The 21,023-nt window shown below is 70.8% G+C and carries 23 protein-coding genes; 11 read left to right on the plus strand and 12 right to left on the minus strand.

Features of this window, described 5'->3' with window-relative positions; translation table 11 throughout:
* Positions 1–202 precede the first annotated feature (202 nt).
* Together ACFVFQ_RS06840 and ACFVFQ_RS06845 are read left to right on the plus strand one after the other, a co-directional pair.
* Positions 203–694, plus strand: a complete 492-nt coding sequence (locus ACFVFQ_RS06840) for a TetR/AcrR family transcriptional regulator (protein WP_383409914.1) — start codon at positions 203–205, stop codon at positions 692–694.
* A 154-nt stretch (positions 695–848) separates the two neighbouring features.
* The gene (locus ACFVFQ_RS06845; RefSeq protein WP_383409917.1) at positions 849–1,283 is read left to right on the plus strand and encodes an ankyrin repeat domain-containing protein; all 435 of its coding nucleotides are present in this window, start codon (positions 849–851) and stop codon (positions 1,281–1,283) included.
* Positions 1,284–1,557: 274 nt separating this feature from the next.
* Here ACFVFQ_RS06845 and ACFVFQ_RS06850 read toward each other — a convergent pair whose 3' ends face one another.
* The 3 genes from ACFVFQ_RS06850 to ACFVFQ_RS06860 all read right to left on the minus strand — a co-directional run bounded on the left by ACFVFQ_RS06850 (position 1,558) and on the right by ACFVFQ_RS06860 (position 3,917).
* Positions 1,558–1,968, minus strand: a complete 411-nt coding sequence (locus tag ACFVFQ_RS06850) for a GNAT family N-acetyltransferase (protein WP_383409920.1) — start codon at positions 1,966–1,968, stop codon at positions 1,558–1,560.
* A 69-nt stretch (positions 1,969–2,037) separates the two neighbouring features.
* Entirely contained in the window at positions 2,038–2,676 is a 639-nt protein-coding gene (locus ACFVFQ_RS06855; protein ID WP_383410778.1) for a response regulator, read from the minus strand.
* On the minus strand, positions 2,673–3,917 hold the full coding sequence (locus ACFVFQ_RS06860) for a sensor histidine kinase (RefSeq protein ID WP_383409926.1): 1,245 nt from the start codon (positions 3,915–3,917) through the stop codon (positions 2,673–2,675). Before ACFVFQ_RS06860 ends, ACFVFQ_RS06855 begins: the two co-directional genes overlap by 4 nt.
* A gap of 103 nt (positions 3,918–4,020) precedes the next feature.
* Between ACFVFQ_RS06860 and ACFVFQ_RS06865 the strand changes: the two genes are divergently transcribed.
* Positions 4,021–4,572, plus strand: a complete 552-nt coding sequence (locus ACFVFQ_RS06865; protein WP_383409929.1) for a hypothetical protein — start codon at positions 4,021–4,023, stop codon at positions 4,570–4,572.
* A gap of 186 nt (positions 4,573–4,758) precedes the next feature.
* On the opposite strand, the gene ACFVFQ_RS06870 is transcribed toward ACFVFQ_RS06865, so the two are convergent.
* Positions 4,759–5,595 (minus strand): maleylpyruvate isomerase family mycothiol-dependent enzyme, encoded by an 837-nt coding sequence (locus ACFVFQ_RS06870; protein ID WP_383409932.1) that lies wholly within the window; start codon positions 5,593–5,595, stop codon positions 4,759–4,761.
* 10 nt (positions 5,596–5,605) lie between these two features.
* Positions 5,606–6,799 (minus strand): acyltransferase family protein, encoded by a 1,194-nt coding sequence (locus ACFVFQ_RS06875; RefSeq protein ID WP_383409935.1) that lies wholly within the window; start codon positions 6,797–6,799, stop codon positions 5,606–5,608.
* Positions 6,800–7,066: 267 nt separating this feature from the next.
* Here ACFVFQ_RS06875 and ACFVFQ_RS06880 point away from each other — a divergent pair, with 267 nt between their 5' ends.
* A complete protein-coding gene (locus tag ACFVFQ_RS06880) occupies positions 7,067–8,236 on the plus strand; it encodes an anhydro-N-acetylmuramic acid kinase (RefSeq protein WP_383409938.1) in 1,170 nt (389 codons plus the stop codon).
* 20 nt (positions 8,237–8,256) lie between these two features.
* Here the strand turns inward: ACFVFQ_RS06880 and ACFVFQ_RS06885 are convergent, their stop codons facing one another.
* Entirely contained in the window at positions 8,257–8,967 is a 711-nt protein-coding gene (locus tag ACFVFQ_RS06885; protein ID WP_383409941.1) for an SDR family oxidoreductase, read from the minus strand.
* Between the two features lie 319 nt (positions 8,968–9,286).
* On the opposite strand from ACFVFQ_RS06885, the gene ACFVFQ_RS06890 reads away from it, so the two are divergent.
* Together ACFVFQ_RS06890 and ACFVFQ_RS06895 are read left to right on the plus strand one after the other, a co-directional pair.
* Entirely contained in the window at positions 9,287–10,186 is a 900-nt protein-coding gene (locus tag ACFVFQ_RS06890) for a virginiamycin B lyase (protein WP_383409944.1), read from the plus strand.
* 436 nt (positions 10,187–10,622) lie between these two features.
* Complete coding sequence (locus ACFVFQ_RS06895) at positions 10,623–10,916, plus strand: response regulator transcription factor (protein WP_383409952.1); 294 nt, start codon at positions 10,623–10,625, stop codon at positions 10,914–10,916.
* A 65-nt stretch (positions 10,917–10,981) separates the two neighbouring features.
* On the opposite strand, the gene ACFVFQ_RS06900 is transcribed toward ACFVFQ_RS06895, so the two are convergent.
* Positions 10,982–11,866, minus strand: coding sequence for a LysR family transcriptional regulator (locus tag ACFVFQ_RS06900; RefSeq protein WP_383409957.1), 885 nt, complete (start codon positions 11,864–11,866; stop codon positions 10,982–10,984).
* A gap of 71 nt (positions 11,867–11,937) precedes the next feature.
* On the opposite strand from ACFVFQ_RS06900, the gene ACFVFQ_RS06905 reads away from it, so the two are divergent.
* Entirely contained in the window at positions 11,938–13,581 is a 1,644-nt protein-coding gene (locus ACFVFQ_RS06905) for an MFS transporter (RefSeq protein WP_383409960.1), read from the plus strand.
* A 145-nt stretch (positions 13,582–13,726) separates the two neighbouring features.
* Here the strand turns inward: ACFVFQ_RS06905 and ACFVFQ_RS06910 are convergent, their stop codons facing one another.
* Positions 13,727–14,014 carry a response regulator transcription factor gene (locus tag ACFVFQ_RS06910; protein WP_383409963.1) on the minus strand — a complete coding sequence of 96 codons (288 nt, stop codon included), beginning with the start codon at positions 14,012–14,014 and terminating at the stop codon, positions 13,727–13,729.
* A 165-nt stretch (positions 14,015–14,179) separates the two neighbouring features.
* On the opposite strand from ACFVFQ_RS06910, the gene ACFVFQ_RS06915 reads away from it, so the two are divergent.
* Entirely contained in the window at positions 14,180–14,776 is a 597-nt protein-coding gene (locus ACFVFQ_RS06915) for a CGNR zinc finger domain-containing protein (protein WP_383409966.1), read from the plus strand.
* Positions 14,777–14,925: 149 nt separating this feature from the next.
* On the opposite strand, the gene ACFVFQ_RS06920 is transcribed toward ACFVFQ_RS06915, so the two are convergent.
* Genes ACFVFQ_RS06920 through ACFVFQ_RS06935 form a run of 4 tightly spaced genes read right to left on the minus strand, consistent with a single transcriptional unit; the run spans position 14,926 to position 17,116 of the window.
* Positions 14,926–15,351, minus strand: coding sequence for a cupin domain-containing protein (locus tag ACFVFQ_RS06920; RefSeq protein WP_383409968.1), 426 nt, complete (start codon positions 15,349–15,351; stop codon positions 14,926–14,928).
* Positions 15,348–16,019, minus strand: coding sequence for a transferase hexapeptide repeat family protein (locus ACFVFQ_RS06925; RefSeq protein WP_383409971.1), 672 nt, complete (start codon positions 16,017–16,019; stop codon positions 15,348–15,350). The genes ACFVFQ_RS06920 and ACFVFQ_RS06925 overlap by 4 nt, the downstream gene beginning before the upstream one ends.
* Positions 16,003–16,365: a chorismate mutase gene (locus ACFVFQ_RS06930; RefSeq protein WP_383409974.1), complete on the minus strand. Its 363-nt coding sequence runs from the start codon at positions 16,363–16,365 to the stop codon at positions 16,003–16,005. The genes ACFVFQ_RS06925 and ACFVFQ_RS06930 overlap by 17 nt, the downstream gene beginning before the upstream one ends.
* A complete protein-coding gene (locus ACFVFQ_RS06935) occupies positions 16,358–17,116 on the minus strand; it encodes an AfsA-related hotdog domain-containing protein (protein ID WP_383409977.1) in 759 nt (252 codons plus the stop codon). Before ACFVFQ_RS06935 ends, ACFVFQ_RS06930 begins: the two co-directional genes overlap by 8 nt.
* A gap of 169 nt (positions 17,117–17,285) precedes the next feature.
* Between ACFVFQ_RS06935 and ACFVFQ_RS06940 the strand changes: the two genes are divergently transcribed.
* The 3 genes from ACFVFQ_RS06940 to ACFVFQ_RS06950 are packed head-to-tail and all read left to right on the plus strand — an operon-like array spanning position 17,286 to position 20,169.
* Complete coding sequence (locus ACFVFQ_RS06940; protein ID WP_383410781.1) at positions 17,286–18,260, plus strand: prephenate dehydratase; 975 nt, start codon at positions 17,286–17,288, stop codon at positions 18,258–18,260.
* Positions 18,260–19,738 carry a class II 3-deoxy-7-phosphoheptulonate synthase gene (locus tag ACFVFQ_RS06945; protein WP_383409980.1) on the plus strand — a complete coding sequence of 493 codons (1,479 nt, stop codon included), beginning with the start codon at positions 18,260–18,262 and terminating at the stop codon, positions 19,736–19,738. Before ACFVFQ_RS06940 ends, ACFVFQ_RS06945 begins: the two co-directional genes overlap by 1 nt.
* A complete protein-coding gene (locus tag ACFVFQ_RS06950) occupies positions 19,675–20,169 on the plus strand; it encodes a MaoC family dehydratase (protein ID WP_383409982.1) in 495 nt (164 codons plus the stop codon). The genes ACFVFQ_RS06945 and ACFVFQ_RS06950 overlap by 64 nt, the downstream gene beginning before the upstream one ends.
* Positions 20,170–21,023 lie beyond the last annotated feature (854 nt).

A 21,023-nucleotide genomic window follows, 5' to 3' on the forward strand; every position in this document is an offset into this window, starting at 1 on the left:
ACCCTCCCCGCACCGATCGGACGTGTCGTCACATCCAACCGGTGCAAGGTCGGTCGACACCAACCCGGTGATCGTTTCCGGTCACAGCACTAGCGACCCCTTGCCCAAATGGTCAATCCATTTGGGCAAGCCATGTGGATGAGCCAAACGGCTGAACCATTCGGCTAATCCATCCGGGCAACCCACTGCTACCCTCGCCCGCATGGGAAACCGCGAAGACCTGCTGGCGGGCGCCAAGAAGTGCCTGATCGAACGCGGCTGGGGCCGCACCACCGTCCGGGATATCGCCACCGCCGCCAAAGTCAGCCACGCCGCCATCGGATACCACTTCGGCTCCCGGGATGCCCTGCTCACACAGGCCCTGGTGGAGGCCGTGGACGAGTTGGACGAGGAGCTCGCCGGCCACTCCGCCGGCGACCGCCCGGAGGATCGCTGGCAGGCACTGATCGACAGCTTCACCACGCACCGCGCGCTCTGGGTGGCCCAACTGGAGGCCGCCGTACAGGCACAGCACTCCCCCGAGGTACGCGAACGCCTGGCGGCCGGCCAGCGCCAGGGCCGGGAGGGCCTCGGCGGATCGGTGCCGCTCGCGCTGCTCTCCGGCCTGATGCTCCAGTGGCTGGTGGACCCGGAGCACGCACCGTCCGGCGCCGAACTGGTCGCCGAACTACGCTCCCTGACAAAGGAGTTGTGACGTCGACAGCAATGCAATCACAGCAAAGTAATCACAGTAATCCAGCTCGGGCCGAGGCTGCTGTCGGTATCCGCAGCCCCTCACCACCCATCAACAGGCGTAGCCACAGATATGGTTCGCCCCACCGCGCACCCGTTCAGTAACGTCGCCCCTGATGAACCACAGACAGCAAAAGAAGCTCTCCCGGCGCCTCTTCCAAGCGATCTGGAGCAGCGACACCGGCGCAGCCAAGGCGGCGCTACGGGCCGGGGCCGCCCCTGAGCGTCGCAACGACGTGGGAACCACCCCGCTCTACGAGGCATCCGTGAGCGGCAGGGCCGAGATCGCCACTCTGCTCCTGGTGGCCGGCGCCGCCCCCGACACCGAGAGCGCCGGCCTCGGCGCAGAGGGCACCCCGCTGTGCGCGGCCGCATGCTGGGGCCACACCGCAACGGTACGCACCCTGCTGGCCCACGGCGCCAACCCCAACCTGCGAGAAGAGCACGGCACCGGCCGACCCCCCATCGCCTGGACACACGACGGACCGCACGGCCCCCACCACGAAACCGCCGCCCTGCTGACCGCGGCGGGCGTGATCACCGCAGGCTGATCTCGGCGGCCAAGTCCCCGCCCACACGGGTGGGTTCGCGGGAACGGAACAACGGTCCGGCCCACTGCGCGTTCTCCAGCACCACGACGGCGTCGCCGGAATGCTGCCCGAGGGCGTCGCGCAGCGGCTCCCGGCTGCGCGACGGGTACCGAGGGCGGTCCGCAGGGCCTCCTGGATATCGTCCTCCAACGATGGACTCCACGGCCGCCCCCTTCGGACCGCGTCCGCGCCTTTACGACCGAAGCCTCTCCACCGCCTTCCCCTGGCCTACCGCTCACGAAGTCCCTCCGGACGGTTGAACATCTCCGTAGAGGCGAAAGCCGTGAAACCTGCGGTGTGGGAGTGCGGCGTAGAACTCTTCCGCGGTGTCAGTGACCAGGTCCATGCGCATGGCTCCGCAGCGGCGAAGAGTCTCCTGAACCAGACTGCGGCCGATACCTGCGCGGCGGCGGTCGTGGGCCGTGGCAAGCAGTGACAGGTGCGCCTGTGCGACACCATCGGTCAGGGCTTGCGCAAAGCCGACGACTCGCGCGCCGTCAACCGCGACGACCGCCACCACGCCCGGTGCCGTCAGGCTGGCCTCGGCCCGCGCGGGGTTGGCAAAGAAGCTGGACCATCCCTCACTACGACACAGGTCGAGGACTCCGGCGAGGTGGGAGGGATCGAAGGGGACGACATCAACCATGAGCGCGATTGTCCTCCTGCGGCCGGCCTACCCAATATCGGGGCAGCCCCTTAGGCCACACGTCGGTCGCTACGCGCTCACTCCCAGGAAGCGCAGGACGGCCAGGACCCGTCGGTGGTCGCCGTCGGCCTTGGGCAGGTCCAGCTTGGCCAGGATGTTGTTGATGTGCTTGGCCACCGCGCTCTCGCTGACCACCAGTTGGGCGGCGATCCCGGCGTTGGAGCGGCCTTCGGCCATCAGGGCCAGCACCTCGCGCTCGCGCTCGGTCAGCCGCTCCAACGGGTCGCTCGGGCGCCGTACCAGTAGCTGCGCGACCACCTGTGGGTCCAGGGCCGTACCGCCGGCCGCGACCCGGCGCAGCGCCTCGATGAACTCCTCGACGTCGGCGACACGTTGCTTGAGGAGGTAGCCGACGCCGCTGGTGTGGGCGGCGAGCAGTTCGGCCGCGTAGCGCTCCTCGACGTACTGGGAGAGCATCAACACGGCGGTTTCTGGCCACTGTTGACGGGTGACCAGGGCCGCCCGCACCCCCTCGTCGGTGAAGCCGGGCGGGATCCGGACGTCCACGACGGCGATGTCCGGGCGGTGCTCCTCCACCGCCCGCAACAGCCCCTCCGCGTCGCCGGCCTCGGCCACCACCTCGAACCCGGCCGTCTCCAGGACCTTGACCAGTCCGATCCGGAGCAGAACGGAATCCTCGGCTATCACAGCGCGCTGGGCAGCGTGCACGGCAACTCCACGGTGATGACGGTCGGGCCCCCTCGGGGGCTGTCAATGGCGAAGGTGCCGTCCACCGAGGCCACGCGCCGCGCGAGCCCGGTCAGGCCGGTCCCCTCGGAGGGGTCGGCCCCTCCCTCACCATCATCGGTGACGCGCACCCGCAAGGTGTCACCGGCCCGTTCGGCCACCACCTCGGCGCGGCTGGCCCGGGCGTGCTTGGTGACGTTGGTCAACGCCTCGGAGACGACGAAGTACGCCACCGCCTCCACCGCGGGCGCGGCGCGCTCGGCGACGTCCACGGTGACGTGAACGGGGAGGGGCGCGCGGGCGGCGATGCCGGAGAGCGCGGCGTCCAGACCGCGGTCGTCCAGGACGTGCGGATGCAGGCCGCGCACCAGGTGGTTGAGCTCGTCGAGGGCCTCCTTCGCCGCGCGGTGGGCCTCGTCGATGACGGCGCGGGCCTCGGGCGGCAGATCGGTGAGGGTGGCCCGGGCCAGGCCCAGGTTGACCGCCATCGACACCAGTCGCTGCTGGGCGCCGTCGTGCAGGTCGCGCTCGATGCGCCGGCGCTCGGCGTCCGCGGCGGCCAGGGCCTCGGCCCGCCGCTCGGCCAGGTCCGCCACCCGCCGTTCCAACTCCTCGGCCCGGCTGGGCCCGAGCAGCCAGGCAGCGCTCACCGACTCCAGGCGGATCACGGCGCCGGTCAGCGGCCGCAGGCAGGGCAGTACCGCCAGTCCGGCCACGGCGAAGAGCCAGCCGTCGGTGTCCGCCCACTGGCTGAAACCCCAGTCGCGTGGCAGCAACCAGTACCAGGCATAGAGGGTGATGCCACCGATGCTGCCCAGCCACAGGCCGAGCAGCACGGTTTCCAGCAGGCCCAACACCGGGCCGGCGAGCTGGTGGTAGCCGAGCTGACGCCAGTACGCGCTGGTGGCCAGTCGGCGCCTGGCGCGCTCCAGTTCGTTGCGCCCCTGCACGGGCGCGGTGCGGGGGATGTCGGTGTCCGCGTACGCGGCGAAACGGCGGCGCTGGAGCCAGGTGACGCCCGTGGTGGCCGCGGCGGCGAAGACCAACGGGACCACGGCGCCGCGGGGAGCGAAGGCGGCGGTGAGGCTGAACCACACCCACAACAAGAAGGCGGCACTGTGCAGCAGGATGCCCGTGCACAGGAAAGCGAGCTGCGCTCGTATGCGGGCCAGGCGGCGCGGCCGCCCGTCGGATCGGTTCATGGCTACGACGGTAAACGCCCGGCTCGGCGGCGACCATCACGCCAACTGCCGGAACGAGGGTGTAGCTAGTGCCACCCCAAGTCTGACAGTCACGCTACTGACCGTGCCCGGTGCACGGCCCAGTCTTGTTGGTGAGCCCGACGGTCGGGCCCGCAGCCCGGAAGGCATCTCCCTCACCATGGCCCTCGTAGCTCTCATCTCCCCTATCAACAGCGGCAGTTGCGCGGCCAACGCCGTCAGGCACGACGGGCCCGAGTACCTCGACCACGCGCGCCGTCGGCGAGCCCGCCGCTGGCACGGCCGCATACTGACGGCCGCCGGCCTCGCCCTGCTGCCCTGGCTCGGCTACCTTGCCGGCACCCTGCCCCTCTCCCAGGCAGCCCCCTGGATCGCCCTCGACACATTGGAGGCCGCCGCCCTCCTCACCGCCGGAGCCCGCCTGATCCGCGCCGACCCCCGCCACACCACCCCCGCCACCATCGCGGCAGCGCTCCTCCTCGCGGACGTCTACCTCGACCTGTCCACCGCGGCCCCCGGCCCGGCACTCGCCACCGCCGCCATCATGGCGGCCACGGCCGAACTGCCCCTGACCGCCCTGTGCGCCTGGCTCGCCACCCAACCGAGCGGGGGCACGAGCTCTCGGGGCGCTCGGTAGCTGTAGGGAAGTTGCGGATCGTGGCCCGGCATCGGCGCCAATGGGTCGATCGGCGGGGGGGGGGAAGTTATGGCGGGAGTTCGCGGCGGGCCGGGTCGGTCACTCCAACTCCGACCCACAGCAGAACAGTTCGGCGTAACAGTTCAACGGAACAGTCCATTCAACGGGACAGATCAGCGGAACGGTTCAGGAGAAGGACGCGTAATCCAGCCAGGCGTCGAACACCGAGCGGTCGCCCAGTACCTCGATCCCGGCGTCGTCCACGGACCGCCGGCGGTACAGCGCCAGCAGCAGCTCGGTGAGCGGGCCGCGCAGGGCGACCGCGGCCTTCTCGTGGGCGCGGCGGTGGGTCAGCCGGTTGCCCGTCAGGTCCAGGGTCCACTCGGCGGGCAGGCCGGCCGGGGCATCGGTGGCGTGCAGATGGATCGTCCGGCCGGGGCCGAACACGCCGTCGGCGCGCTCCGCCCAGCGCCCGGCCGCCTCCGGAAGGGCGCACAACTGGAGCCACTCGTCCAGGCAGTCGGCGGCGAGCTCCGGCGGGACCACGTAGTCGACACCGACCGTGAGCGCGGCGTCGGCGCGGTGGATCACCGTCTCGTGGGCCATCCGGCGGGCCCAGAACCCGGCCCGATGGTCCGGCGACCAGGACCAGACGGCGGCGTCCGGACCGGCCGCGCGCAGCGCCGCCACGGTGCGCTCCGCGCCCTCGGCCAGCCAGGCATCGAGCGCCTCGGGGCTGTCGTCGTCCGGCCCGTCGGCGCCAGGCACATCGGTCGGGGCGATGAAGTCGGCGGCGCGGGTGGCAACCAGTTCCCCGGCCCAGCGGTGCGCCCCGCCGACGTGCCTGGCGAGGTCGGCCAGCGTCCAGTCGGGACAGGTGGGCACGTTCGCGGTCAAGTCGGCACCGCGCAGCGCGGCGCGGAGGCGTTCGGTCTCGGCGAGCAGTTCCGCGCAGTAGCGGTCGTGGTCGAGGGCCCCCTGGAGCGGGCCTGGCGGGGTCGCGTGCGATTCCTGGGCAGTCATGTGCCACACGCTACTGCCCAACTTCCGTCCCCTGCCTCCCAATTGTGGGAGCATGCCGCCCTTCCGAGCCGGCCGACCGACTCCGGGGGCTCATCCCGCGCATCAGCTGACGCCGCATCACTCGACCAAGGGGCCTGTCGACCATGCGATAGATGACTGCCGACAGCAGCAGGGCGAACGCGACCGCCACGGCCATCGACGGGAGGACGCCAAGCGCCGGCACCTTCTGCAACAGCCCCTTGGCCACGGGGATACCGATGCTCTGGTGCACCAGGTAGAAGGGGTACGTCAGCGCGCCGGCAGTCACCAACCACCGGTGCCGACAACGGGCGAGCGGGCCGACGCCGGCGAGTGCGAGGAGGGCGAGGAAGACGGTCAGCACCGCGGCGCAGACGGTCCAGGAGAGCGCGCCCCCTTCGGAGGGCGGCACCGCGTGGGCCGTCACCCGGTCGTTGAGCACGGTGAGTTGGTAGCACCAGGCGAAGCCGGCCAGCAGCCACAGCACGAGGTTCTGCCCGAACCGGTGCATCAGATAGAGCGCTATGCCTGTGACGAAGAGGCCCGCGTACTGACTGATGGTGAACTCGTCGAGTACGGCCGAGTCGAGCTCGCGGGCGACGACCGCGAGGGTGAGCCAGGCACCGCAGAAGGCGATCATGCGGCGATAGGTGAGCCCGAAGAACAGCATGACCGCCATGAGCAGATAGAAGCGGGCCTCCACCCAGAGCGTCCAGGCAACCCCTTCGATCAACCGCAGTCCCAGCGGCCCTGGGACCATCGTCAGGTTCCCCAGTATCGTCCGGGGGTCGATCGGCGTGGCTGCCTGGAAACGAACGAGTCGGGCGGTCAGAACCAGGCCGACGACCATGAACACGGCGCACCAATACGACGGGAACAGCCGGGAGATGCGGGAGACGGCGAACTGCACGGGCGTGCGCCCCCAGCAGCTCATACAGATGACGAAGCCGCTGATCAGGAAGAAGAACTCCACGCCCAACCAGCCGTAGCGGCTGATCTCGTGCAGCGCCGGAGCGAACTGCCTGGGGTCGTGCTCGCCCCAGAAGTGCGGGGTCGTCGTGCCCACGTAGTGGAACGCGGCCACCGCGAGGGCGGCCACGAGGCGCAGCCCGTCGACGGCGGCCAGCCGCGCCCCCGCGGCCGGCCCACTCGCCGGCTTCCGCTCGCCCTTCCGACCCTCGGGCACTTCGTCGAGTCCGGCTCTCTGCCGGACGGGAAGCGTCAAACTGCCTTTGAGCACGGTGGGTTCTCCAGAACGGATGGCGAGGGTCGCCGGGCAACACCCCAACTATACCCTTCATGTATACACGGAAAGAATAGAGGGAGGCGGCCGGACCCATGGCATCGGCATCGGCGGCAGCGGCGCCGGCAACAGCAACAGCAACAGCAACAGCAACAGCAACAGTCCACGGCACCGTGACAGTTGGAACGCCCACGGTGTATCGATGGCGCCATGCGCGTAATCGGCCTGATGTCAGGCACCTCCTACGACGCCATCGAGGCGGCCGCCGGCGACCTCACCCTCGACGGCGACGTCCTGCGCCTGCGACCGCTCGGGCATCTCTCCGTCCCCTACCCGGACGACCTGCGAAACCTCATTGCCACGACACTGCCCCCGGCCCCCACGACCGCACAGGCCATCTGCGCTCTGGACACGGGTGTTGGACACGCCTTCGCGGCCGCCGCGGCGCGCGCCTCGCACGAACTCTGCGCCAACGCCGCCGACCTCGTCGTCTCACACGGCCAGACCCTGTACCACTGGGTGGAGAACGGGACCGTCCGCGGCACGCTCCAACTAGGCCAACCCGCCTGGATCGCCCAGCGAACCGGCCTCCCCGTCGTCTCCGACCTGCGCAGCAGGGACGTCGCCGCCGGCGGGCAGGGCGCCCCGCTGGTCAGCACGATGGACACCCTGCTGCTGCGCGCACTCCCAGGCACACCGGCGGCGCTCAACCTCGGCGGCGTCGCCAACATCACCGTCGTCGCCGCCGACACCGAACCGCTGGCCTTCGACACGGGCCCCGCCAACGCCCTGTTGGACGCCGCCATCCGCCACTTCACCGGCGGCGCGGCCCACTTCGACAGGGACGGACGCCGAGCCGCCGCCGGGCGGACCAACCCCGACCTGCTCCGCCTCCTCCTGTCCGACCCGTACTACCGCCGGCCCGCCCCCAAGACCACCGGCAAGGAACACTTCCATCTCCACTACCTACAACAGGCACTGCAGGCGTCGCCGGGACTCGACCCCGACGACGTACTGGCCACCCTGACCCGGCTCACCGCCGTCACCGTCGCCGACGCCTGCCGCGCCCATCGCGTCAGCGAACTCATCGTCTCCGGCGGCGGTACCCGCAACCCCACGCTCATGCGGATGCTCGCCAACGAACTCCCCGTCGTACCGCTCCGCCCAAGCGACGACCTCGGGCTGCCCTCCGACGCCAAGGAGGCCCTGGCCTTCGCCGTCCTGGGGTTCCTCACCTTCAACGGGCTGCCCGGCGCGATCCCCTCCGGCACGGGCGCCCGTCAGGCCACCCTTCTGGGGAGCATCACACCGGGCCGCTCACCGCTGCGGCTACCCGAACCGGCGCCCCGTCCCCCACGCGTGCTGCGGATCACCGCGTGAGCGAAACGAGCGTCTAGACCCTAGCGCCCGCCGAGGCTGCTGCCGCCGTCGACGTCGAGGACGTGGCCGGTGACGAACCCCGCGTCGTCGGACAGCAGGAACTCGACTGCCGCGGCGACGTCTTCGGGAGTTCCCAGGCGCCCCACCGGGATCGAGGCGATCGCCTTCCGCTCCCCCTCGCTGCCGACGGGCCGCGCGCGACGGAACAACTCGGTCGCTACGGGGCCGGGCGACACCGCGTTGGACGTGATGCCGTCCGCGGCCAACTCCAATGCCCAGGAACGGGTGCAGCCGACGAGCGCGCTCTTGGCCGCCGCGTAGGACGTGCGGTCCCTGGCGCCGTACGTCGCCCGCGAGGTGATGTTGACGATCCGCCCGAAGCGTTCCGCCCGCATGCCCGGCACCAGCGCCTGCACGACCTGGACCGACGCGCGCAGGCCCAGGTCCACCACCCGCTGCAACGTCGCCAGGTCGAGGTCCTCGATGGGCTGGGGCTCGGCAATACCCGCATTGTTGACGACCCGACAGATGGCGCGCCCGCGGGTGGCCGCTGCCAACATGCGGGCGGTGTCGTCGATGTCGGCGAGGTCGCACTGGAGAAAGGTGCCGGGGAACTCCTCTTCGGGCTCGCTCCGGGCGATGCCGATGACGTGGTACCCGGCCTTCGCCAGCCGGTGGGAGATCGCCAGTCCGATGCCCTTGGTGGCCCCGGTGATCAGCACGTCGTTCATGTTGCTCCTCCAACCATCCATGGTTTTCCGGCCGTTGCCCGCCCGCTCGTGCATCGCCTGCCGCCTGCCGCCTGCCGCCTATCGCCAGTTGCAAGTCGCCAGTCGCCTCTCACCTGTCGCGTCGGACGCGGCCGCGCAGGCAATCGTGCCACCTCGCCGCGCGACACCGAGCCGGAAAACCGAAAGCCCCAACACCGGGGCCCGGATAGCATCCACAGCCGTAGTCACAGCCACAGCCACAGCCACCCGTGTCCGCCGTCCGCCGTCCGCCCGCTCACCGATCCACCGATCCACCGATCCCCCTCAAGGAAAGCCGCCCATGCCGCGTCGCTCGACCGTTTCGATCTCCGAATTCACCGTCTCCGACCGTGCGGCCGGCCCCTACGGAATCACCGCCGGACCGGACGGCGCACTGTGGTTCACCCTGGTCCACCACGGCCGGATCGGCCGGCTTGCGCTCGACGGCGCCGTGACCTCCTACCCGCTCGAATCGGCGTCGAGCGGACCCTCGATCATCACCGCGGGGCCGGACGACGCCCTGTGGTTCACCGAGTTCGCCGGCCACCGGATCGGCCGCATCACCACGTCCGGAAACGTCTCCTCGTTCCCGCTCCCCACCCCGGATGCCGGGCCGTTCGGGATCGCCACGGGCCCCGACGGCGCGCTGTGGTTCACCGAAACCAACGCCGATCGGATCGGACGCATCACGCCCGACGGAAACGTGACCGAGTTCCCTCTCCCCCTCTCCGGGGCCTTCCCGTCTGCCATCGCGGCCGGCCCGGACGACCGCCTCTGGTTCACGATGAACCAGGCGAACGCGATCGGGGCCATCGGGCTCGACGGCACCGTCGCCGTCCACCCGTTGCCCACCCCGGCGAGCGCCCCCGTCGGCATCACCGCGGGCGGCGACGGCGCCATGTGGTTTGTCGAGATCGGCGCGGGTCGGATCGGACGGATCGCGCCGGACGGGAAACTCGACGAATTCGCCCTGCCGGACAGCGGGTCGCGCCCTCACGCCATCGCCGCCGACGCCGACGGCACCTGCTGGTTCACCGAGTGGGGAGCCAACCGCATCGGCCGGATCACGCCCGACGGCCGTATCGACGAACACGCCCTGTCCACCCCGTCCTCGGAGCCCCACGGCATCGCCCAAGGGCCGGACGGCGCCATGTGGACCGCCCTCGAAATCGGAACGATCGCCCGCCTCACCATCCACTGATCCGCAGCCGCACACGAACGGCTGTCGCGAATACGGCGGGCGGAGCGGGGAGTCCGTGCTGCGGCCGTCACCTGACGCCCAAAAGCCCCCGACGGAAATCCACTTGCGCATCTGCCCCCGTTCTGCTTCCCAGCCTGATTCCACTTCCGGATTCCGGGAATTCAGCGGGTGTACACCATGCGGCCGGTCGGTCGCGCCGCGCCGGGCCCCGATCGCCGCAGCACAGAGACCTTCGCGTCGCTCGACCCGGGTTCGGGGGTCGTGAAGGTTGGCTGTCCGTTGTTTGCTTGTTACTTCCCCATTAAGAACGGGCGCAGAGCATTGTTCGCCGTGTGCTGCCTTCGTACGGTGATGGTTTTACGGGGTGAATCCATGTGTCGTTTCGGCGGGACCCCGGCTGGTCGGAGGAGACGACGCACGGATGGGGGATCCTGCTATGAGTTCCGTCACGTTACGTTTGGACGGCACCGACGACGACGGCAATCCGGAGGAACGGCGGCCGCCGGCAACGCAGTTGACCCGGCGTGAAGCCGAGGTTGCGCAGGGGATTCCCGCGGGGCTTTCGAATCGTGGGATCGGTCGCCGGTTGGGAATATCCGAGCGGACCGTGAAAGTCCACGTCCGGTCGATATTCATCAAGATGGATGTGTCCTCGCGCACCGAAGCCGCGGTACGGGCGCTGCGCGAAGGACACATTCCGATGCCGCCCGCCGCACCTGATGAGGTGTGAATATCCTTGACTTGCCCGGGAGTTGAGTGTGGTGCGGGCGGGTCAGATCGCGTCAGTGCGGCGGGTCACAGCGGCAGGCCGGTGAGGATGTCGAGCATGGCGTGGACGGCCGGGGTCGGCTCGTCGGTCGTGGTGGCGTAGACCTGGCGGGCCGTGCGGGGGGTGAGCGGCTTGACCGAAACCCCGTGCGTCATCTGGTCAATGGCGAGGCTGGGGACGGCCGCGACGCCGAGCCCGGCCTCGACGAGTCGGCTGACCGTGGCGTAGTCGTCGCTGTCGAACACCACCTTGGGGATGAACCCCGCCAGGCCGCAGATGTGGGAGAGCATGCGTGAGCACATCGGGTCGTGGTTCTGGATCCACGGTTCGCCGCGCAGTTGTGCGGCGCTGACCTCGCTTCGGTCGGCGAGCGGATGGTCGGCCGGCAGTGCGACGTGCATGGCGTCCTGGAGGAGCGGTACGGCGTTGATGCCGGTGAGGTCGACGAGGTCGGCGAAGTCGTAGGTGTAGAGCACGGCCAGGTCGAGTTGGCCGCTGCGCAGGAGCTCGACGCTGCGGTCGGAGGAGTGGCTGTGCAGGGTCAGTTCGATGTCGGGGTGACTGCGGCGGAACGCGGTGATGGCCGCTGGGAGGAGGCGCGCTCCGGCGGAGGGGAAGGTCGCCATCCGCAGTCGGCCGGCTCGCAGGTGGATGAGGTCGTCGAGCTCGTGTTGGGCGGTGGCCAGGCGTTGCAGCATGACCTCGGTGTGCTCGACCAGGAGCCGGCCGGCGTCGGTGAGTTGGACGCCGCGCTTGAGGCGGACCAGGAGGGGGGTGCCGGCCTGGCGTTCCAGGGAGCTGATGTGCTGGGAGACCGCCGAGGGAGTGAAGGCGAGCGCCTTGGCAGCCCGGGTCATGGAGCCCTCTTGCGCTACGGCGTGCAGGACGTGGAGGCGACGAAAATCCAGCATTTAGCTGAGCTTAATACCCCTGGGCACTTCCGTCACTGGACTTACTTCTGCGGCGTCTCAACCATGGAGACATGTCTTCAGCGGCCCTGCCTTCTCGACGCTCCACCAGTTCCGCCAGCCCCTTGGGCGCGGCACGTTCCGCACCACCAACCGCCGCCTCCACGCCGGGTGTTGCCGCCGGTTCCGCGGCGTCGGGCGACTCGGCCCGCTCGGCGGGCGGGGGCGTCGGTGGCCGTTCGCGCCAGTTGGCGGTGGCCGTGTACGGGTCGGTGGTGTTGGTGTTCGCGACCATCAACGCCGTCAACCTCGCGTTGCCCAGTCTCTCGGTCAGTGCCCTGCACCCCTCGCCGACGGCCATGCTGTGGATCGTCGACGCCTACGCCATCGTCTTCGCCTGTCTGTTGATCCCGGCCGGGGTGGTCGGCGACCGCTTCGGGCGCAAGCGGACACTGCTCAGCGGTCTGGTGGTGTTCGCCATCGGCGCGTTGGCCTCGGCCCTGGCGCCGGGCACCGGCGTACTGCTGAGTGCCAGGGCGCTCACCGGCGCCGGCGCGGCCTTCGTGCTGCCGACCACCCTGGCACTGCTGTTGGCCGTCATCCCCCAGAAAGGCCGCGCCAAGGCGGTGGCCACGTGGACGGCGATGGCCTCGGTCGGCGGGGTCGCCGGCAATCTCGGCAGTGGGATCGTGCTGCAATTCCTGCCGTGGCCGGCGCTGTTCGGGCTGCTGGCGGCGGTCGCCTGCGGCCTCGCGGTGCTGGCGGCGCGAGGGGCACCGCGCACCCCCGGACGCCCGATGGTGTTGGACCCGGTGGGCGCGCTGCTGTTGGCCCTGACGCTGCTCGCGCTGCTGTACGCGATCATCGAGGGACCGGAGCGGGGTTGGACGGCTGCCCCGGTGCTGTCCTCGGCGGTGGCGGCCGTGGTGTTGCTGGTCGGGTTCGTAGGGTGGGAACTGCGCCACCGGGAACCGATGTTGGACCCGCGGGTGTTCGCCCGGCGTGAGCTGCGGGCGGGGACGCTGGGGGTGACGGTGGTCTTCGTGGCGGTGTTCGCGCTGTTCTACACCAACGCCCAGTACCTCCAGTACGCCAAGGGGTTCTCCGCGCTGCTGACGGGGGTTGCGGTACTGCCGTACGCGATCGGTACGTTCGTGGCCTCGCGCAACAGCGTGCGGCTGACCGAGCGGCTGGGCGCGCGCGTGGTGGTGTCGGCGGGGTTGGTGCTGACGGTGTTGGCGTTGGTGTTGCTCTCCACGGCGAGTGCCGGCACGCCGTACTGGCTGTACGTGGGTTACCTGTTGGTCTTCGCCGCGGGAGCCGGGGTGGCCGTGCCGCCGATGTCCACCGGGATCCTCTCGTCGCTGCCGCCGCATCGGGCGGGCCTGGGCTCCGGGCTCAACAGCGCCACCCGTGAACTGGGCAGCGCACTGGGCGTGGCCGTGCTGGGAACGGTGATGAACGTGCAGTTCGCCAGCCACCTGCCGCAGTCCGTCCGGGGCGGTCAGGGGGCCGGCCAAGGGCACGGTTCGGTGGGTGCGGCGCTGGACGCCGCGTCGCGGCTGAGCGCGACGGAGCACGGGCGGGTGATCGATGCCTTCACCCGGGCAATGGGCGACGGCTACCGGGCCGTGGGCGTCGTGGTGTTGGCGGGTGCGGTGTTGGTGATGGTCTGGTTCCGCCCGCGTCGGGGCGAGGCGAAGGGCGCGGACGCGTAGGGCCGGCATACCCTTCGGCAATGCCGAGCGGGCCGGCTCCCCGAGAGAGGGGAGCCGGCCCAACTGGAAGTCAACGACCCGGGAAAATGAGGGCAGTTGGAGCGCCGCCGGATGGGTCCAGGCGTGGGGATGCATCGACAGTGGATCAGGCCGGTGGGACGACACCTGCCTGGAGGCCGATGATGGCGGCCTGGGTGCGCGAGACCACCCGGAGCTTGTGGAAGATCGATCGGATGTGGGCCTTGACCGTGTGCTCGGAGATCCGCAACTCACGCCCGATCCGGCGGTTTGACATCCCTTTGACGATCGCCGTGAGAACTTGGGTCTCACGCACCGTCAACTTCGTGCGAGGTTCGTTTGGTTGGGCGCATGGTGGGTCGCATGCGCCGACCGGGGGTCTGGCTAAGACGTAGGGGGTTCCGTTGGTAGACATGCTCCCTGCGACCTCCTGGGCCGGGTCCGCCACCGAATCACTGGCCAACGAGACTGTAGCACATGGAACCGGCTAAGCTGGTTCCATCGCGGGGGTGTGAGTCTCGCCCGAACGGGCATGTCGGGGGGCGTCAGCATCGCGTGAACAACGGCGAAAGGGCAGGCCATGGGTGAAGTAGTCCTGGATGACCGTCGGTTGGACTTCCCGTTCCATTCGGGGCGACCGTGCCTGGACTTCGCGGGCACGATGGGTCGGCGCGGACACCTTGACATCGAGCGGATCGCGACCGGCGAGCGCGTGAAGCGGTGGGGGGTCGAGGCCGGCCTGTTGCCGCCGGACGGTGCACCGGGGCCGGTCAGCGAACACACCGCGCGCCAGGCGCGCGCACTGCGCGAAGCCATCTACCGCGCCGTCCGCGCCAAGATGGCCGGCACCGCCCCGGACCCCGAGGACACCGCGACGGTCAACCGCTGGGCGCGCCGCGCACCGCTGCCGCTGGCGCTCAGCGCCGACGGTCGGGGCCTGGACTGGGCGGGCACGGAGTCGGTACTGGGCATGCTGGCCTCCCTGGCGCGGGACGCGGTGGAGTTGCTCACGGGCGTCGACGCGCCGCGGCTGCGCGAGTGCGCGGGACCGACCTGCACGGTGATCTTCCTGGACCAGTCCCGGACGAACAGCAGGCGGTGGTGCTCGATGGACCTGTGCGGAAACCGGGAGAAGAAGGCCAGCTTCCGGCAGAAGACCAGGCCCAACAAGGGTTGAACGTAGGCGAGTTGGGAGGGTCGGCGGAAGCGGGCATGCGTGCGGGCCGCCCGTGAGGGGTGTCACGGGCGGCCCACGACCGCCGGTCGCCCGTGAGCGGGCGACGTGGCCTGCGGATCATGCGGTCAGTGACCAGGTGGCGCCGGTGGTCACTGCGTGGGGTGCCAGTGGTCCAACTGGTCGGGGTCGTCGAGGTTCTCCACGATGTTGTCCGGGGTGCGCGCGGCGAGCAGCACCAGCTCGGCGGTGTCGCTGAGATTGGCCTCGATGTGCGGGAAGTACGGCGGGAGGTAGACGAAGTCGCCCTCGTCCAGGTCGACATACTCCTTGAAGCCCTCGCCGTGGTAGATGCGCATCCGCCCGTTGACGACATAGCCCGCGGTCTCGGCCTCGCCGTGGTGGTGCGGCACGGACCTCATGCCGGGCTCGTTGGTCACCCGGCCGAACCAGATCCGCTTGGCGTCCGTCGTCGTCGCGCTCACCGCGGCCATCCGCTGGGCGCCGGGCGACTGCTGCGTGTCCAGCGAGGTCTCGTTGGCCCGGATGACCCGGAAGGTCGGCTGAAGCTCCGTCATTTCTCCTCCTTGCGCGCCGTGTTGGCCGCGGCGCGGTACTCGTTCAGCGGTACGTGTGCGGGTGCGGTGCGCCCGTCCGGTGGGGTCTGGGCGCGCTGCCCGTCGTCGCCGACGGGGGCGGACCAGGCAGGGCGGGCGCCGTCGGGGACCGGGCGCAGGGTCTTGGCGCTGCGCCGTCCCAACTCCTGGTAAAGGCGTGTGCCGTTGGCCTTCCAGGCCATCTCGTCGTCGGTGAGCTCGCGCGCCGTACGGGCCGGGCTGCCCAGGGCCAGATGGCGGGCGGGCACCTCGAAGCCCGACTTGACGAAGCTGTTCGCGGCGACGAAGGACCGCTCGCCGATCACCGCACCGTCCATGATCACGGAGTTCATGCCGATCAGGGCACCGGCCCCGATCCGGCAGCCGTGCAGCACGGTGCCGTGCCCGATGTGCCCGTCCTCCTCCACGATGGTCGCGGTGTCGGGGAAGCAGTGCAGCACGCACCCGTCCTGGACGTTGGCGCCGGCGCCGATGCGGATCGCCCCGAAGTCGCCCCGGAGACTGGCCAGCGGGGCGATGTAGGCATCGGGCCCGATGGTGACGTCCCCGATCAGGACGGCATCCGGGTGGACGTAGGCCAGGGGGTGCACGCGCGGCGCCACGCCGTCGATCTCATAGATGCGGGCCACTGCTCACCTCCGGTCCGCTCGCGGGTGCCGTGCGCTCCTCGTCGGCCGCGCCCCGTCGCGTCCACTCCCCCGGCTCGCCGCCCCGGCACAACCACAGGATGGCCGCGGCCAGTTGGTCGCCGTCCGCGCCGAGCACCGCCCGGTAGCGGGCGCGCACCCGTTCCTCCCGCTGGCCGTCGAGCCGGTCGCGGCCGGCGCCCGTCCGCAGGTCCTGGATGCGGCGGGAGTGTGTGCGACGCTGTTGGAACAGCGTCGCGAGTTGGGCGTCGAGTTCGTCGATGCGCCGGCGGTTGCGGTCGAGTTCCCGGTCCAGGTCGGGTGCTGCGGGGGCGGCGCCGTCAGACACCGACCGGCTCCGTGACGGCCGCCGCCGCGTGCTTGGCCCGGCGCAGTTCCTTGCCGTCCACCACGCCGGGCGCGAAGGCGATCATGTCCACCGTCGTCGTGGCGGCGCTGCGCCCGGCCTGCTCGACGGTGACCGTCACCCGCAGCGGCACCTTGCCCGGGTCGCTCACATCGATGCTGTCGATGTGCAGGTGCAGCCTGGCGCGCACCGGGAAGAGGAAGTTCTCGAACTTGGTGTTCATGTCGTTGATGACGATGTAGTAGCGCTGCTGCGGCCAGCGGGAGAGGACATGGCCCTCGGTGACGGCCAGGAACATCTGCCGGCTCGCCTCGATGGCGACCATGCCCTGGACGTGCACCCGGTCCTGGACGTCGACGAGCAGCTCGTTGTGGTCGTGCAGCCGCAGTTCGGCCTCGAAATCCGCCTCGCCGGTCTGTTCCAGTCCGGCGACCAGGACGTTGTCGGCCCGTGCCTTGTGCACGTGCTGGCGGCCGACCAGTTCCGCGGGTTGGTCCGTCAGGCGGATCAGCGTCTCCAGGCCGCGCCGCGTGGCGGCCTCGCGCAGATAGCCCAGTTCGTAGTCCCCGATGCCCTGCCCGGTGTGGACGGTCAGTTCCTCCCGCGGACTGTCGAAGTCCCCGTTGTCGAGGGCGTGGACGAAGGCGGAGAAGGTGGTGGCGCCGACCGCGTGGGCGAAGTCCGCGAAGCGGTCGCCGACGACGAGCAGTGAGCGGGCCGACTCTGCTGACATGCTGCCTCCCGAAGATCCAAGGTGCCGGTGAACCCAGCATCAACTGGCGGGCGAGGGGCCGGTAGTTGATCGAATGGCCTATGGCGATCCGCCTAGTACCAGTGATCTAGAACGAGGAGGCGACTGTCGCGCCGGGTGCCGACACCGCACATTGGAGTCCGTGATCGCCATGGACACCCTGCACGCCACTTCCACGGCGCCGGACGCGGTGCGCGGCGCCCCGGTCTCGGGCCGTGCGACGGTTCGACGCCTGTGCTACCTCGGCCCCGAGGGCACCTTCACCGAACTCGCCCTGCGCGCCCTTCCCGAGCACACGAACGCCCCGCTCGCCCCGGTCCGTTCCGCCGACGAGGCGGTGGCCGCGGTGGCAAGGGGGACGGCCGCCGCGGCGATGCTGCCGCTGGAGAACTCCGTCAGCGGCCTGGTGGGCGCCACGTTCCAGGCCCTGGCGCCGCTGCCTGGACTGGCCATCGAGCGCGAGGTGCACCTGGCCATCGCGTTCTGCCTGCTCGTCCGCCCCGGCACAACCATCGAGCGGATCGGCACCGTTGCCGGGCATCCGCACGCCTTCCCCCAGGTACGCGACTGGCTGGCAGCCCACCTGCCGCAGGCCCGCCGCGTGCCGGTGTCGTCGAACGCGGCCGGCGCCCACCAGGTCGCCCAGGGACGCTGGGACGCGGCCCTCGCGCCCCCAACCGCGGCTGCCCACTACGGACTTGTCCCCCTGGCCAGCGGCATCCGCGATGACGCGACGGCCACCACCCGCTTCGTGCTGGTCGGCGGCCCGACGAGGGGGCAGCACGGCGGCGGGACCGGTCCGCGCCCGCCATCCGCCCGCACGTCCCTGCTCGGTCGCGTCCCGGGGCAACTGCCGCGGGTGCGCGCCCGGATCGACGATGCCCTGCGCACCGCCGGCGTGGACGTCCCACACCACCGCGTGGGCGTTCTTCCGGGTCTCCCGGCCCGCCCCGCCGCGGTGTTGATCGACCTCGACGGGCACCTCGACGACGCCCCGGTGCGCCTGCTGGCCAGGCATCTGCGGCTGTGCCTCCCCGAACTGCGGGTCCTCGGCTCGTATCCCACCGGCGCATCCATCGCTCCCCCACCCACGGCAACACCGTCATATGAGGGGCTGTCACGCTGATGAACACCCGGTCCAACCACCGGCCCGGCGCCGCTGCCTGGCGCGGCCTGCCCGCCGCCCAGCAGCCCCCGTGGCCCGACCCCGTCGCATTGGAAGCGGTCCTGGCCGAGCTGCGCACGCTCCCTCCGCTGGTCCTCGCGCACGAATGCGACACGCTCCGCGCACGCCTCGCCGAGGTCGCCCGCGGCAACGCCCTGCTGCTCCAAGGGGGCGACTGCGCCGAGGCGTTCGAGGGCGCCACCGCCCAGGCGACCGCAGGCTCCCTCGCCACGCTCCGGCAGATGGCGGCCGTCCTCGGCTACGCGGCCTCGACCCCCGTCACCACCGTCGGGCGCATCGCCGGCCAGTACGCCAAGCCCCGCTCCGCCCCGACCGAAACCCGCGGTTCGGTCACCCTGCCCTCGTACCGCGGTGACTGCGTCAACGCCAGGGAGTTCACCGCCCAGGCCCGCACACCGGACCCCCGACGGCTGAACACGATGTACCAGCGGTCGGCGGCCACCCTGAACCTCATCCGTGCCCTGACCGCCGCGGGACACGCCGGACTGGACCAAGTGCACGCCTGGAACCGCGAGTTCGTCCTCCGCTCGCCCCTCGGAAAACGCTATGAGCACCTGCTCGGCGAGATCGAGGCCGCGCTCGCCTTCTTGGGCACCTACGGTCCCCCACAGTCCGGCTCAGGCATCCGACCGACGGAATTCTACGTCAGTCACGAGGCGCTCCTGCTGGACTACGAATCCGCCCTGGCCGCCACCGACCCGCATACCGGCCGCCAGTACGCGGGATCCGCCCATCTGCTCTGGATCGGCGAACGCACCCGCGGCCTGGACGGCGCACACCTCGCCTTCGCCGCCGAGATCGCCAACCCCGTCGCCGTCAAGCTCGGCCCCACCACCACCCCGCAGGACGCCCTGGCCCTCGTCCAACGCCTGGACGCGGCCCGTGAACCGGGGCGGTTGACCTTCATCACCCGCATGGGCAAGGACCGGATCCGCGAGGTTCTCCCGCCCGTCGTCGAGGCGGTCACCCGAAGCGGCGCCCTGGTCGCCTGGCTGTGCGACCCCATGCACGGCAACACCTTCCAGGCCCCCACCGGCCACAAGACCCGCCACCTCGACGACATCCTCGACGAGGTGACCGGCTTCTTCGACGTCCACCGCAGTCTGGGCACCCATCCCGGCGGCCTGCACATCGAACTCACCGGCAGCGCCGTCACCGAATGCCTGGGCGGCGGGGACGCCCTGACGCCCCACGACCTGCCCGAGCGGTACGAAACCTCCTGCGACCCCCGCCTCAACCACAACCAGTCGATGGACCTCGCCTTCCACGTCGCGCAGCTCTACCGCCAAAGCGCCCGGCCCCGCCCCGGCCACACCCATTCCCCACTCGCCAACTTGTCCCGGCAGGAGGACACATGCACCACCACTTCGAGGACTTCCCCGCCGGTGCCGCTTTCGACCTCGGCCACGAGCTCCTGACCGCCGCCGACATCACCGGCTACGCCCGCCGGTACGACCCCATGCCCTTCCACCTCGACGAAGCCGCCGCGCGCCACTCCCCCTTCGGCGGGCTGGTCGCCAGCGGCTGGCACACCGGAGCGGTGGTCCTGGGTCGCTTCGTACGCACCCTGCTGGCGCGCTCCGCCTGCCAGGGCTCGTACGGCATGGACGAGGTGCGGTTCCTGCACCCCGTGCGTCCCGGCGACGAACTGTCCGCCCGGGCCGAGGTGGAATCGGCCCAACCCCATGCCAAGAAGCCGCACCTCGGCGTGGTCAGCTTCCTCCTCACCGCCACCAACCAGGACCGCACCCCGGTCTTCCGCATGCGCACTCGCCTGCTCTTCACCCGAAACAGCGCCACCGCCACCGGCCTCGCCGGCGCCGACGGTGGCAGGGAAGTGACGGCATGACGGGCGGCGGCGCCGCTTCGCGCAGGGGGGACAGCACCCGCTTGCGCGCCTGCGACGTACCCGAGATCCGGGCCGAACTGGCCGCCTGGCTTGCCGAGGAAGGCGCGGCCCACTGGGGTCGGAGCTTCGCCGGCCTCGGCACCGGCCGACTGCCACGGGAATACTCCGCCGACCCGTACGGCAGTGCCGCCGCCCTCGCGCACCGCGCGGCCGCGGGACTGGGCGCCGCCGAGATGTACTACGTGGCCGCGGACATGACCGAGCTGGCGGTAGCCGCCGGCCGGAAGCTCCCCGCCTACCGGCTACACCACCACGAACTCCCCTCCGAGTGCGGCCTGTTGGTCTGGGAGGTGCCCTGTTCCGTATACGAGGTGGGGCCGCTGCGGGTGCCCGTCCGGGCCGTGTCCTGGTCGCCCCACGGGCCGGGCACCGAGGTCATCCACTGGGGGCTGACGGACGAACGCATCAGCGCGCAGGAGCGCCTCTCCGGCACCCCCGCCAACCACCTGCGCGCCCAACTCCCCACGCTCGAACGGATAGCCTCCAGCCTCCTCCCCCACGGCCGGCTCCCCCACTGGCTCGCCGCAACGGAAGGGGAAGACCCCCGGGGTCACCACTGGCATGCCGGCGTGGAACGCACCCTCATGGCCACCTGGCTGTTGATGGGACAGGCCCTCACCCGCGAATCCCCCGCCCAGGCACCCCGCTCGGCGCTACGCCGCATCAGGCGCCACGACCCCACCCCCCACCAGCGTCCGCTACGTCCAACTCCGGCACGCCACCGGCGATCCCCAGCCCGCCCCCGTCCCGGACCGCCGACGGAACTACCACCACCGGTGGCTCGTGCGCGGGCA

It is taken from the genome of Streptomyces sp. NPDC057743 (assembly GCF_042798755.1).
GTDB lineage: Bacteria > Actinomycetota > Actinomycetes > Streptomycetales > Streptomycetaceae > Streptomyces.